Origin of the sequence: Mycobacterium branderi (genome assembly GCF_010728725.1) — a bacterium.
In the GTDB taxonomy this organism is placed as follows: domain Bacteria; phylum Actinomycetota; class Actinomycetes; order Mycobacteriales; family Mycobacteriaceae; genus Mycobacterium; species Mycobacterium branderi.
The window spans coordinates 4,465,474-4,478,545 of the sequence record NZ_AP022606.1 but is presented as its reverse complement, the minus strand read 5'-3'; the positions used below and the strand labels follow the sequence as shown (position 1 = coordinate 4,478,545).

At 68.1% G+C, this 13,072-nt stretch carries 15 protein-coding genes; 8 read left to right on the top strand and 7 right to left on the bottom strand.

The features are described 5' to 3' along the window. Window position 1: 1 nt before the first annotated feature. The gene (pyrF, locus tag G6N47_RS21610; protein WP_083133489.1) at window positions 2-829 is read left to right on the top strand and encodes an orotidine-5'-phosphate decarboxylase; all 828 of its coding nucleotides are present in this window, start codon (window positions 2-4) and stop codon (window positions 827-829) included. A 7-nt stretch (window positions 830-836) separates the two neighbouring features. Here pyrF and G6N47_RS21605 read toward each other — a convergent pair whose 3' ends face one another. Together G6N47_RS21605 and G6N47_RS21600 are read right to left on the bottom strand one after the other, a co-directional pair. After that, window positions 837-1,100, bottom strand: a complete 264-nt coding sequence (locus G6N47_RS21605) for a hypothetical protein (protein WP_139799643.1) — start codon at window positions 1,098-1,100, stop codon at window positions 837-839. 155 nt (window positions 1,101-1,255) lie between these two features. Next, window positions 1,256-1,675: a TOBE domain-containing protein gene (locus G6N47_RS21600; protein ID WP_083133491.1), complete on the bottom strand. Its 420-nt coding sequence runs from the start codon at window positions 1,673-1,675 to the stop codon at window positions 1,256-1,258. Window positions 1,676-2,172: 497 nt separating this feature from the next. Here G6N47_RS21600 and mihF point away from each other — a divergent pair, with 497 nt between their 5' ends. From mihF to metK, 5 genes are all read left to right on the top strand, one after another. Continuing rightward, entirely contained in the window at window positions 2,173-2,490 is a 318-nt protein-coding gene (mihF, locus tag G6N47_RS21595) for an integration host factor, actinobacterial type (protein WP_003932123.1), read from the top strand. A gap of 8 nt (window positions 2,491-2,498) precedes the next feature. Beyond that, window positions 2,499-3,110, top strand: a complete 612-nt coding sequence (gmk, locus tag G6N47_RS21590) for a guanylate kinase (protein ID WP_139799720.1) — start codon at window positions 2,499-2,501, stop codon at window positions 3,108-3,110. Between the two features lie 67 nt (window positions 3,111-3,177). Beyond that, complete coding sequence (rpoZ, locus tag G6N47_RS21585) at window positions 3,178-3,501, top strand: DNA-directed RNA polymerase subunit omega (RefSeq protein ID WP_062538747.1); 324 nt, start codon at window positions 3,178-3,180, stop codon at window positions 3,499-3,501. A gap of 19 nt (window positions 3,502-3,520) precedes the next feature. After that, window positions 3,521-4,777 (top strand): bifunctional phosphopantothenoylcysteine decarboxylase/phosphopantothenate--cysteine ligase CoaBC, encoded by a 1,257-nt coding sequence (gene coaBC, locus G6N47_RS21580; protein ID WP_083134410.1) that lies wholly within the window; start codon window positions 3,521-3,523, stop codon window positions 4,775-4,777. A 90-nt stretch (window positions 4,778-4,867) separates the two neighbouring features. Further along, window positions 4,868-6,079, top strand: a complete 1,212-nt coding sequence (metK, locus tag G6N47_RS21575) for a methionine adenosyltransferase (RefSeq protein ID WP_083134411.1) — start codon at window positions 4,868-4,870, stop codon at window positions 6,077-6,079. 39 nt (window positions 6,080-6,118) lie between these two features. On the opposite strand, the gene G6N47_RS21570 is transcribed toward metK, so the two are convergent. After that, on the bottom strand, window positions 6,119-7,594 hold the full coding sequence (locus tag G6N47_RS21570) for a flavin-containing monooxygenase (RefSeq protein ID WP_083134412.1): 1,476 nt from the start codon (window positions 7,592-7,594) through the stop codon (window positions 6,119-6,121). Next, a complete protein-coding gene (locus G6N47_RS21565; protein ID WP_083134413.1) occupies window positions 7,591-8,958 on the bottom strand; it encodes a cytochrome P450 in 1,368 nt (455 codons plus the stop codon). The genes G6N47_RS21570 and G6N47_RS21565 overlap by 4 nt, the downstream gene beginning before the upstream one ends. A 76-nt stretch (window positions 8,959-9,034) precedes the next feature. On the opposite strand from G6N47_RS21565, the gene G6N47_RS21560 reads away from it, so the two are divergent. After that, window positions 9,035-10,060 (top strand): AraC family transcriptional regulator, encoded by a 1,026-nt coding sequence (locus tag G6N47_RS21560; protein WP_179966409.1) that lies wholly within the window; start codon window positions 9,035-9,037, stop codon window positions 10,058-10,060. Between the two features lie 9 nt (window positions 10,061-10,069). Here the strand turns inward: G6N47_RS21560 and G6N47_RS21555 are convergent, their stop codons facing one another. The 3 genes from G6N47_RS21555 to G6N47_RS21545 all read right to left on the bottom strand — a co-directional run bounded on the left by G6N47_RS21555 (window position 10,070) and on the right by G6N47_RS21545 (window position 12,323). Beyond that, window positions 10,070-10,354, bottom strand: coding sequence for a hypothetical protein (locus G6N47_RS21555; RefSeq protein ID WP_083134415.1), 285 nt, complete (start codon window positions 10,352-10,354; stop codon window positions 10,070-10,072). Window positions 10,355-10,452: 98 nt separating this feature from the next. Beyond that, window positions 10,453-11,388 carry an alpha/beta hydrolase gene (locus G6N47_RS21550; protein ID WP_083134416.1) on the bottom strand — a complete coding sequence of 312 codons (936 nt, stop codon included), beginning with the start codon at window positions 11,386-11,388 and terminating at the stop codon, window positions 10,453-10,455. Further along, complete coding sequence (locus G6N47_RS21545; RefSeq protein WP_083134417.1) at window positions 11,385-12,323, bottom strand: alpha/beta hydrolase; 939 nt, start codon at window positions 12,321-12,323, stop codon at window positions 11,385-11,387. The genes G6N47_RS21550 and G6N47_RS21545 overlap by 4 nt, the downstream gene beginning before the upstream one ends. Here G6N47_RS21545 and G6N47_RS21540 point away from each other — a divergent pair. After that, entirely contained in the window at window positions 12,322-13,035 is a 714-nt protein-coding gene (locus G6N47_RS21540; RefSeq protein WP_083134418.1) for a lysoplasmalogenase, read from the top strand. The genes G6N47_RS21545 and G6N47_RS21540 overlap by 2 nt on opposite strands. The last annotated feature ends 37 nt before the right edge of the window (window positions 13,036-13,072 follow it).

The window sequence follows — 13,072 nt, the reverse complement described above, 5'->3', positions numbered from 1 at the left end:
GATGCCGGGGTTCGGCGCCCGGCTGGCCGACGCGATGTCGGACCGGGGACCACTGTGCCTGGGCATCGACCCGCACCCGGAGTTGTTGCGCGCGTGGGACTTACCCGAAAGTCCGGACGGCCTGGCCGCATTTTGTGACACCTGCGTGGCGGCGTACAGCGGCTTCGCCGCCGTCAAACCGCAGGTGGCGTTCTTCGAGGCGTACGGCGCCGCCGGGTTCGCGGTACTGGAGCGCACCATCGCCGCCCTGCGCGACGCCGGTGTGGTGGTGCTGGCCGATGCCAAGCGCGGCGACATCGGTTCGACGATGGCGGCCTATGCCCAAGCCTGGGTTGGTGATTCGCCGTTGGCCGCCGACGCCGTCACGGCCTCACCGTATCTGGGCTTCGGCTCGCTGCAGCCCCTGCTCGACACCGCGGCTGCCCGGGGGCGAGGGGTGTTCGTGCTGGCAGCGACCTCCAACCCCGAAGGTGTGGCCATACAGGGCGCGACCAGCGGCCGGCGCAGCGTCGCCCAAGCCGTGGTCGACGACGTCGCCGACTGGAACCGGACGCGACAACCCGGCTCGGTGGGCGTCGTCGTCGGTGCCACGTTGGCCCATGTCCCCGATCTCTCCGGCCTGAACGGTCCGGTGCTGGTGCCCGGGATCGGCGCACAGGGCGGCCGAATGTCGGCGCTGAAGGGGTTCGGGGGAGCGCAATCCCACCAGCTGCTGCCCGCCGTCTCACGCGAGGTCTTGCGGGCCGGACCCGACGTCGCCGCGCTGCGTGCCGCGGCGGAGCGAATGCGCGAGGCGGCGGGCCACGCCTTGGTGGCCCGCCGCTCCTGAAATGCTGTCAGCTGTGGCCTGACGTAGGTGTGACCTGCGCCGGGTGGTGCTTGAGCTCCTTCTTGTCCTGCTTGAGAACCTTCTTGCGATCGTGATGGTCGAGCTTGATGCTGGGGTCAGGCGCCGGCGTAGGTGCACCCTTAGCGGTGGGCACCGGCGAATTACCCGGTGCCGGAGCGGCATTCGCCGTCGCGATCCCGCTACCGAAAAGCCCGGCCAGTCCGATGCCCGCCGCAATCGACGTGGCGCACAGCATGCGTCTCGCGTCCATAAGATCGAGTCCCCTTTCTCATTTCTGTGGCGCTTTGTCCTACGCGAACGACGTTATGCGCCAAAGCCTCTGAAAGGCTGAGCCGACGGTGTAAACGTCCTGGCAACAACTATGGGGATTGCGTAGGGCTAGTTGTGATTTCGCTGCCAACGCGGTTATCCGGCGCTGCGGGTGCCGTCCTCGGGCGTCTCGACGATGACCGTCGTGGCTTTCACAACCGCCACGGCGACGCTGCCGGGCTCGAGCTTGAGTTCGCGCGCGGCCTCGGTGCTCATCAGTGAGACCACCGTGAACGGACCGCATTGCATCTCTACCTGGGTCATCACCTTGTCGGTGACCAGCTTGGTGACCAGCCCGACAAATCGGTTGCGGGCCGAGCTGCCGACGCCGAGCGGATTCGGCGGCAGCGAGGGCGCATTGGTGCGAGCAAATTCGGCAAGGGCGTCGCCGGCGATCACCTTGCGGCCGGACTTGTCCTGGCTGACCGGCAAGGCGCCCTGGTCGATCCACCGCCGCACGGTGTCGTCGCTGACCCCGAGCAGCTCGGCCGCCTCGCGGATCCGCATCATGGCCATCAGCCGATCGTACGGTGGCGCGGCAGCCGAGGATGGGCACCTCGGCGGCGATTTTCGACCCTCTCGAACCGCTACTACGCAGCGTCGTTGAGCAGTTCCGGCGGTTGGCGACACATGTCGCACCATGAGCGACGCCCGGCGCGACACGCCCGACACGCCGTGACATGCGCAATTGGCCTCATTTCGCCATGTCGGAGCCTCAGCGTGGCTCGTCGCGAGCGGCGACGAGCCACGCCACGCCTCCCGATCGGACCCCAAAAGGCCTGGTAGGCAGCATGTTCCAGGCCGGTGCCGGGCGACGACACCCGGTGACAGAGCGCTGGGCCGGAGCGCGCTCGACGACGCCGCCGTGCCGTCTGACAGCGCCGCACGCTGCGGCTTTGTGGCTAGAAGCAGGGGGGCGGGTTAGATTTCGTCAGACAGCGTGGGTACGGTCGTCTGCGCTGGCTGGGACCACCCCAGCTGAGACAAATCAAGATCGATGAGACGGAGGAATCGTGGCCCTTCCCCAGTTGACCGACGAGCAGCGCGCGGCCGCGTTGGAGAAGGCTGCTGCCGCACGTCGAGCACGCGCCGAACTCAAAGACCGGCTGAAGCGTGGCGGCACCAACCTCAAGCAGGTGCTCAAGGACGCTGAGACCGACGAGGTTTTGGGCAAGATGAAGGTTTCTGCCCTGCTGGAGGCCCTGCCGAAGGTTGGCAAGGTCAAGGCGCAGGAAATCATGACCGAGCTCGAAATCGCACCGACCCGCCGCCTGCGTGGGCTCGGCGATCGTCAGCGCAAGGCACTGCTGGAAAAATTCGACTTCTCCTAGGAGAGTCGGTGAGCGCCGACGGAGGACCGGACGGCGCGCCTGACCAGCGTCGAGGACGTGTGGTCGTGTTGTCCGGTCCCTCCGCGGTCGGAAAGTCGACGCTGGTCCGGTGTCTGCGTGAACGAATCCCTGACCTGCGCTTTTCCGTGTCGGCCACCACCCGGGCACCCAGGCCCGGCGAGGTCGACGGCGTCGACTACCACTTCGTGACCCCCGCCCAGTTCCAGGAGCTGATCGAATCGGGCGCCCTGCTGGAGTGGGCAGACATCCACGGCGGCCTGCACCGATCCGGCACGCTGGCCCAGCCAGTCCGTGAAGCGACCGCCTCCGGGCATCCGGTGCTCATCGAGGTGGACCTGGCCGGTGCCCGCGCGATCAAACGGGCCATGCCGGAGGCGGTCACGGTATTCCTGGCGCCGCCGAGCTGGGAGATCCTGGAGTCCCGGTTGGTCGGCCGCGGCACCGAGACGCCCGATGTGATCCGCCGCAGACTGGACACCGCCCGCGCCGAACTCGCAGCTCAGGACGACTTCGACCTGGTCGTGGTGAACAGTCGATTGGAAACTGCCTGCTCGGAATTGGTATCGTTGCTGGTGGGAAGCGCCCCCGGCACGGCGTGACCCGCCATCTTCATCCGATTCACCACCAAGCGATTCGCCCCTCTACGCCGCCAGGAGAAAGACCTACGTGAGCACTCCCCAAGCAGACGCGCAACTGGCCGCCGTCCCCGACCAATTTGACCCGGCGTCGGGCGCGGTCGGTTACGACACGCCGCTGGGCATCACCAATCCGCCCATCGACGAGCTGCTGGACCGCGTGTCGAGCAAGTACGCCCTGGTGATCTACGCGGCAAAGCGGGCGCGGCAGATCAACGATTACTACAACCAGCTCGGCGAGGGCATCCTCGAATACGTCGGCCCGCTGGTCGAGCCGGGCCTGCAGGAAAAGCCGCTGTCGATCGCGCTGCGCGAGATCCACGCCGACCTGCTCGAGCACACCGAAGGCGAGTAGCGGGCAGGCCGGGCGCGCTGTGGACACCCGCGATCGGATCGCGAAGAGAGTCATCGTCGGCGTCTCCGGGGGCATCGCCGCCTACAAGGCCGCGACCGTCGTTCGCCAGCTCACCGAGGCCGGCCACCGGGTCCGGGTCATCCCCACCGAATCGGCGCTGCGCTTCGTCGGCGCCGCCACGTTCGAGGCGCTGTCCGGCGAGCCCGTCCACACCGGCGTCTTCGACGACGTCCCCGAGGTGCCCCACGTCGCCCTCGGGCAGGGCGCCGACCTGGTCGTCGTCGCACCCGCCACCGCCGACCTACTGGCCCGGGCCGTCAGCGGCCGGGCCGACGACCTGCTGACCGCCACCTTGCTCACCGCGCGATGTCCGGTGCTGTTCGCGCCCGCGATGCACACCGAGATGTGGCTGCACCCCGCCACCCAGGACAACGTCGCCACGCTGCGCCGCCGCGGCGCGGTGGTGCTGGAACCGGCGTCTGGGCGGCTCACTGGCGCGGACAGCGGCGCCGGTCGGCTACCCGAGGCCGAGGAGATCACCACCTTCGCCCAGCTGCTCTTGGAGCGCCACGACGCCATGCCGTATGACCTGGCCGGCTGCAAGATGCTGGTCACCGCCGGCGGCACCCGCGAGCCGATCGACCCCGTGCGCTTCATCGGCAACCGCAGTTCCGGCAAGCAGGGTTACGCGCTGGCGCGGGTGGCCGCCCAGCGCGGCGCCGAGGTGACGCTGATCGCCGGGCACACTGCCGGCCTCATCGACCCCGCCGGCGTCGACGTCGTGCACGTCAGCTCAGCCCAGCAGCTCGCCGACGCGGTGTCCAAGCACGCGCCCGAGGCCCACGTACTGGCGATGGCGGCCGCCGTCGCCGACTTCCGGCCGGCCCAGGTTGCGACCGCCAAGATCAAAAAGGGTGCCGAGGCGCCCCCGACGATCGAGCTGGTCCGCAACGACGACGTGCTGGCCGCCGCGGTGCGCGCCCGCGCCGACGGGCAGCTGCCGAACATGAGCGCCATCGTCGGGTTCGCCGCCGAGACCGGCGACGCCAACGGCGACGTGCTCTTCCATGCCCGGGCCAAGCTGCGCCGCAAGGGCTGCGACCTGCTGGTGGTCAACGCCGTCGGGGAGGGCAAGGCCTTCGAGGTGGATAGCAACGACGGCTGGCTGCTGGCCTCCGATGGCACCGAGTCCGCGCTGCAGCACGGGTCGAAGACGCTGATGGCCAGTCGTATCGTGGACGCAATCGCCACCTTTCTGCACGGCGGCAGTGGGTAGCTCCACATTTCGGGGCGCCCGGAGCTGCGGGCGAGATGACGATATAATTCGTCTAACTAACATTTTGTCGAGGATGGGAAGGATCCGGGTGTGAGCGAAAAGGGTCGGCTGTTCACCAGCGAGTCGGTGACCGAGGGACATCCCGACAAGATCTGTGACGCCATCAGCGACTCTGTGCTCGACGCGCTCCTGGCCGACGACCCGCGTTCGCGCGTCGCGGTCGAGACGATGGTCACCACCGGTCAGGTGCACGTCGCCGGGGAGGTGACGACCAACGCCAAGGAAGCGTTCGCCGAGATCACCGACACGGTCCGCAGCCGCATCCTCGACATCGGCTACGACTCGTCCGACAAGGGCTTCGACGGCGCCTCGTGCGGGGTCAACATCGCGATCGGCGCGCAGTCGCCCGACATCGCGCAGGGCGTCGACACCGCCCACGAGGCCCGCGTCGAGGGCGCCGCGGACCCGCTGGACGCCCAGGGCGCCGGCGACCAGGGCCTGATGTTCGGCTACGCCATCAGCGACACCCCGGAGATGATGCCGCTGCCCATCGCGCTGGCCCATCGGCTGTCTCGGCGGCTGACCGAGGTCCGTAAGGGCGGTGTGCTGCCCTACCTGCGTCCCGACGGCAAGACCCAGGTCACCATCGCGTACGAGGGCAACACCCCGGTGCGGCTGGACACCGTCGTCATCTCCACCCAGCACGCCCCCGACGTCGACCTGGAGGGCATGCTCGCGCCCGACATTCGAGAGAAGGTGCTCAACACCGTTCTCGACGACCTGGCGCACGACACCCTGGACGCTTCCGACGTGCGGCTGCTGGTCAACCCGACCGGCAAGTTCGTGCTGGGCGGGCCGATGGGCGACGCCGGCCTGACCGGTCGCAAGATCATCGTCGACACCTACGGCGGCTGGGCCCGCCACGGCGGCGGCGCCTTCTCCGGCAAGGATCCGTCCAAGGTGGACCGTTCCGCCGCGTACGCGATGCGCTGGGTGGCCAAGAACGTCGTCGCCGCGGGGCTGGCCGAGCGTGTGGAGGTCCAGGTCGCCTACGCGATCGGCAAGGCCGCCCCGGTCGGGTTGTTCGTGGAGACGTTCGGCACCGAGACCGTCGACCCGGTCAAGATCGAAAAAGCCATCGGCGAGGTGTTCGACCTGCGGCCCGGCGCGATCATCCGCGACCTGGACCTGCTGCGGCCCATCTACGCGCAGACGGCCGCCTACGGGCACTTCGGCCGCACCGACATCGAGCTGCCGTGGGAGCAGCTCAACAAGGTCGACGACCTCAAGCGCGCGGTGTAGTTCTCGGCCGAGCGTGAACGCAGCTTCACGCTCGGCGGCCTAGCTGGTGAACCGGTAGTCGTCGAGGTCGAAACGCCTACTGCGCCAATAGGCCTCGACGGTGGTGGTGGGCCGTAGCGGCACGTCGCCGTTCTTGTCGAAGTAGTAGCTGTTGGCCTGCCGGCAGCTGTCCTGCCAGAACACCTGGCGGTGCCGCTTTCGCATCATCTCGGTGAAGTACCGGTCGTTGGCTTCCTCGGTGACCTCCACGCGCGTCGCCTGGCGATCTCTGGCCGCTGTCAGGCAGCGCACGATGTGGTGGGTCTGCGCCTCGATCAGCGCGAAATACGACGACCCGACGTAGCCGTACGGGCCGAACACGGAAAACAAATTGGGAAAGCCGGGAATGCTGACCCCTTCGTAGGCCTGCAGCCGATGCTCGTCCCAGAAGGCGCTCAACGACTTTCCGTCGCTGCCGGTGACCGCGAACGTCGGCACGGCATCGGTGTCCATCACCTTGAAACCCGTTGCCAGCACCAGTACGTCGATGTCGTGGCTGGCGCCGTCGGTGGTGGCCACCGCCGACGGCGTGATCTTGTCGATCGGCTCGGTCACCAGCGTCACGTTGTCGCGGTTGAACGTCGACAGATAACTGTTGTGAAAGCCGGGCCGCTTGCAGCCGACCGCATAACGGGGAGTGAGCTTTTCCCGCACCACCGGATCTTCGACCTGCTGGCGCAGATACGCCCGCCCGGCCCGCTCCATCCACCGGGCCATCGGAAACACCGTGAAGTACTGCGCCGGAATCGGGAACGTCGCCTCGACGAAGGCCTGGCTGGCCCAACGCTGAACGCTCTTCCCGCCCGGCAGCCGCATCGCCCAGCGCGCCAGCCTGGGCAGTGGCACGTCGGGCTTCGGGAAGCACCAGATCGGTGTGCGCTGAAAGACCGTGAGCTGCTTGACAATCGGCGCGATCTCGGGAATCACCTGAACCGCCGAGGCGCCGGTGCCGATGATGCCGACCCGCTTACCCGTCAGGTCCTGCGAGTGGTCCCAGCGCGCGGTGTGCATGGTGATGCCGTCGAAGGAGTCGACGCCGGCGATGTCGGGCAGCTTCGGCACGGTCAGCACCCCGCTGGCGTTCACCAGGAAGCGCGCGGTGACCACGCCGCCGGGATCGGTCTGCACCCGCCACTGCGCGCGCTCGTCGTCGTACTCGGCGGCCAGAACCTTGGTGTTGAACCGGATTTTCGGCCGGATGCCGTATTTGTCCACGCAATGCCCGGCATAGGCCTTCAGTTCGTTTCCCGGCGCGTAGGTCCGCGTCCAGTCCGACCGCTGTTCGAAGGAGAACTGGTAGGAAAACGACGGAATATCAACGGCGATCCCGGGATACGTGTTCCAGTGCCAGGTGCCGCCGACGCCGTCACCGGCCTCGATCATCAGATAGTCGCGAAGGCCGGCCCGGTCGAGCTTGATCGCGGTGCCGATGCCGGAGAATCCGGCGCCGACGACGACGGTGTGGTAGTCGGTCATGTTCGCTTCCGTCCGATCACGTGCACGCCGCGCTTGGGGCGCAGCGTCAGAGTCGCCTCCAGTTCCACCGGATGTCCGGGCACGAGGTCAAAGGTAAACCGCTGGCTCATGATTGCGGCCATCAGGACCATCTCCATCAGCGCAAAGCTTTGGCCAATGCAGATCCGCCGACCGCCGCCGAACGGTAGATACGCCGAACGGGGCCTGGCGCCGCCACCATTCAAGAACCGCGTCGGGTCGAAGTCCTCCGGGTTGGGCCACCAGCGCGGGTCGTGGTGGATGTGGTGAATCGGGATGATCACCGTCGTCCCAGCACGAATGTGGTGGCCGTCGATCACGTCGTCCTCGACCGCCCGCCGCGCCAGGATCCACACTGCGGAGAAATAGCGTTGGGCTTCCTGGATGCAGGCCGTGGTCCACGTCAGCTTGACCAGGTCGTCGGCGATCGGACGACGGCCATCGAGCACGGTGTCGACCTCGTCGAGCATCCGGGCGCGCGCATCGGTGTTCAGCGCCATCAAGTACCAGAACCACGACATCGAGTTCGCGGTCGTCTCGTGTCCGGCGAGCATGAACGTCAGCGCCTCGTCGCGGACCCGTTTGCGCGGCCACGACCCGTTCTCGGCATGCAGCAACACGTTGAGCAGATCCGCGGCGTCGGTCGGGTGCGCCAACCGCTCGTCGATGATCGCGTTGACCGCGGCGTCGAGTTGCTTCATGATCCGCTGCATGTCCCGCAGCGGCGGCGGCAAGTGCAGCCTCGAATAGGCGGCCCAGATCAGTCCGTCGTACACGGGTGTCGGCAACAACCCCCACAGACCGAGCCGCTCCATCTTCTCCGCGTGCCGAAGACCGCGCGTAGCCAGATCGTGCATGCTGTGCACCAACGGCCCGAAGTCCTGGCTGAACAGCGTGTTGGCCACTACGCGCAGCGTCGCTTCGACCATCGCCTCGTGCATGTCGAACTCGACGCCGGCCGGCAGTGCCGCGACGACATTCTTGATCGGTTCGATCATCAGATCGACGATCTCGTTGAGATGGCGACGCGCGAACGTCGGGTTCAGCACGCTGCGATGGGCGGCCCAGGAGTCGCCCTCGTCGGTGAGCAGGTTGATTCCGGCGCCCGCGCGGACCGGCTCGTACTCCGGGGATTTGACGTATTTGAGGCGGGCCCGATGCAGCACGTGGTCGACGTAGTCGGGATGCTCCAGAGCGACGAAACGTCGTCCGCCACAACGGAATCGGGTGATATCGCGTCCGCGCAGCCGCCCGAGGAAACGGTCACCGACGTCGAAGCCGACGGTGATTGCCTCCCGCGTCATGGTCCAGGTGCTCAGCTGCCGCGCGGGTGTCAGCGTGGCCATACCCCCACAGTAGGTAGCCGTCCGGGCGGTCGTAATGCGACGATGGGACAAAGACTTGGGAGTTTAGGACACGGGCATGACGACGTGGTCACCTGACCTGCGGCATCGGATGTTCGCCTCACGGCTGCTCTGCGAGGTGGCCGAGGAGCGCGGCATCGCGATGGCGGACCTGCTGGCCGGCACCGGTATCGCGCCCGCCGATCTCGACGACCCGGACGCGGTGGTCACGGCATGGGACGAGATCGTCCTGGCACGCCGACTGCTCGAGCGGCTACCCGAGGACGCCGGTGTCGGCGTCGACGTGGGCAGGCGGTTCACGCTGACGCACCTCGGGCTGTTCGGGTTCGCCGTCATGTCGTGCGGGACGCTACGGGAACTGTTCACGGTCGCGATGCGCTATTTCGCGCTGACCATGCTGCAGATCGACGTTGCGTTGTTCGAAGGCGCCGACGACTGCATGCTCGAGCTCAACGCCGACCATCTGCCCGCCGACGTCCGACGGTTTTTCATCGAACGCGACTTCGCCGGAATCATCACTACTACAACAGGATTCGCTCTGCCGGCAGTCGCCAAATACGCCGATCAAGCGTCAGCAGAAGTGGCGGTCGACGAAGACGTGCTGCGGCCGCTGCTCGAACTGATCCCGTTCGAGAATGCCGCGTTCGGCCGGGCGCACAACCGATTGCATTTCCCACGGGCCATGCTCGACGAGCCGCTGCCCCAAGCGGATCCGCACACGCTGGAGATCTGTATCGCGCAATGCGACGTGCTGATGCAGCGCAGCGAGCAACGCCGCGGTATCACCGCCGTGGTGCGCACCAAGCTGTTTCGGGATTCCGGCGCGTTCCCCACGCTGCCGGACGTCGCCGCCGAACTCGACATGCATCCCCGTACGCTGCGGCGCAGGCTGGCCGAGGAGGGGACGTCGTTTCGGGCGTTGCTCAACGAAGCACGCTCGGCGCTGGCGGTCGACCTGCTCCGCAACGTCGGGCTCACCGTCGACGAGGTGTCAAAGCGGCTGGGTTACACCGACCCGTCGACCTTCTCGCATGCGTTCAAACGCTGGCACGGCACCGCGCCCAGCGCCTACGTCGATCAGTGACCGGTCAGTTCACGACTGGTCGAGCAAGAGGAAATGGGCGACTCCCTGGGCGTCCATCTGCACGTCCAAGGTCTTGTCGTCCAGGATTTCGGCGACCCTCGGTTCGAGGAACACCCGGGCGCCCTCGCCCTCCACGACCTGGTCGCCTTCGCTGGGCTGTTCCGCCGCGCTGAGTTGCAACGTGCCCTGTCCATCCGAAGTTGGCCCGATCCTCAGTCCGGCGCTCTCCGGGATGTCCGGGGCGGTGGTCACGGCCTTGACGGCTTCGACGGCCGCGGGCGTCAGTACTAGCATGTCTCGGCTCCTGTCCGACGTTCGGTTCACAGAAGCCGCCCACTGTAGCCGCGGATCGGCGCGCTCGCATCGGTCCAGGCCAGCGCGCCGCCGCGGAGCTAATACAGGGCGTTTTTCAGCGCCGCCAGCCCGCGGTTGGTCGCCTCTGCCGCTGCAGGCACCAGGAGCGCGAAGCTGACGAAGCCGTGCACCAGCGTCGGCTCGTTGCTCAGTTCGACGGGAACCCCTGCGGCGCTGAGTAATTCGGCGTAACGGGCACCGTCGTCGCGCAATGGGTCGTGCTCGGCGGTGCCGATATAGGCCGGCGCCAGACCGGAGAAGTCGGTCGCGTTGGCCGGCGCCAGCGTGACTGGCAACGTGGACGGATCGCTGAGGTCGACGCCGGGCAGGTACCACTGCAGGAATGCGTCGATGACCTCGCGGTCCAGGATCGGCGCGTCGGCGTTCTCGATGAAGGACGGCAGCGACAGGTCGCCGGTGGTCGACGGGTACCACAGCAACTGAAACGCCAGGTCCGGACCGCTGTTGTCGCGGGCCAGTCGCGCCATCACCGCCGACAGGTTGCCGCCGGCGGAGTCTCCCGCGACCGCAATCCGCCCGGGATCGCCGCCCAACTCGGCGGCGTGCTCGCCGACCCACTGCAGCGCGGCCCAGCAGTCCTCCACCGCGGCGGGGAACGGGTGCTCCGGCGCCAGCCGGTAGTCGACGGAGACCACGATGGCCTCCGCGCCCACGGCGTGGGCGCGGGCGACTGCGTCGTGGGTGTTCAGATCGCCGATCGACCAGCCGCCGCCGTGGTAGAAGACCACCACCGGCAGGCCGTCCGAGTCCGCCGGCGGCCAGTAGATGCGGGCCGGGATGCCGGACGCGATCGTGCGGTCCTCAATCCGCAACTGCGGCAGCATCTCCGGCGGGGCTTGCAGCGCGCGGATTCTCGCCCGCGCCACCTCGACGCCGTCGGCCGCATTGAACGTCATCGGTATCGCGTCCAGCAGCGACTTGAGCAGCGGGTCGATCTCCGGGCGGGCGGTCATCGGCTGAGTCCTGTTCGCAGGGCAGCCAATCCGCGGTCCATGGCCTCGGTGGCGGCGGGCACCACACCGGCGTAGCCGAGGTAGCCGTGCACCAGGCTCTCGGCGTTGTCCACGTCGACCCCGACACCGGCGGCCGCGAGCAGCTCACCGTAGCGGATGCCGTCGTCGCGCAGCGGGTCGTGCCCGGCGACGGCGATGTAGGCCGGCGGCAGGCCCGCCAGGTTCTTCGCCCGTCCCGGCGCCATGCCGGGCGGCGGATCGGACAGGTCGACTTCGCCTGCGTACCAACGGGAAAACGCCGCGACGGCGTCGCGGCCCAGGATCGGTGCGTTTGCGTTCGCGATGAACGACGGCAACGTCGAGTCCCACAGCGTCGAGGGGTACCACAGCAGCTGGAAGGCGATCGGCGGTCCGCCGTTGTCGCGGGCGCGCTGCGCGACGACGGCGGCGAGGGTGCCGCCCGCCGAGTCCCCGGCCACCGCCAGCCGCGCGGCGTCGGCCCTGATCTGCTCGCCGTGCGCGGCCACCCATTGGGTGGCAGCCCATGCGTCGTCGACCGCGGCGGGGTAGGGGTGCTCGGGCGCCAGCCGGTAGGCGACCGACACCACCACCGCGCCGGCGCCGACGGCGTGCTGCCGGCAGGTGCCGTCGTGGGTGTCGAGATCCCCCACCACAAAACCGCCGCCGTGGAAAAACACCACCACCGGCAGCACCGAAGTGTTTGGCGGCCAATAGATTCGGATCGCGAGCGGGCCGGCCGGACCGTCGATGGTGCGGTCTTCGACACTGACCTCCGGATGCACCGGCCTGCGGGGCAGATCCCGCAGCCGCCGGCGCGCGGCCTCGACGCCGTCGTCAAGGGACATCTGGAACGGCACCGCATCCAGTACCTTCAGCAGAATGGGGTCGATGGCGGGCCGGGTGTCCTCGGGCATGCAGACACCCTATGCACCGCGGATGGTGGTCGGTTGCTGGGTGGCCGCCGGCTGGGCCGGCGTCGCGTACGGCTTGTTCTTGACCGCGACGGTGTTGCTGTCGCCGCCGGGTGAGGAGCTGACGGGCCGTTTCATGGCCCAGCCGCTGCTCAAGGCGTCCATGGCGCTGTTGCTCGCCGCCGCCGCGGTGGCCCACCCGATCGTGCGCGAGCGGCGCTGGCTGATGTTGGCGTTGGTGTTCTCGGCGGTCGGCGATGTGCTGCTGGCGATTCCGTGGTGGACGGCGTCGTTCGTGCTCGGGCTGTCCGCGTTTTTGCTGGCGCACCTGTGTTTTCTTGGCGCGCTGATCCCGCTCGCGCGCCGGTCGGGGCGGCGGCTGGTCGCCGTCGCCGTCGTCTGGGTGGCGTGTGTGGCGCTGCTGGTGTGGTTCTGGCCGGGCCTCGCCCGCGACGGGCTGACGGTGCCGGTCGTGGTGTACATGGTGGTACTGGGCGCCATGGTGTGCGCGGCGCTGCTGGCGCGGCTGCCGACGATCTGGACCGCGGTCGGCGCGGTGTGCTTTGCGGTCTCCGACGCGATGATCGGGATCGGCCGGTTCGTGTTGGGCAACGAGGCGTTGGCGGTGCCGATCTGGTGGGCCTATGCGACGGCCCAGATTTTGATCACCGCCGGCTTCTTCTTCGGCCGCGCGGACGCCGCCGACGAACAGTGAGCACCACCCGGCAACCCGCCGAGCATGAGCCGATAGC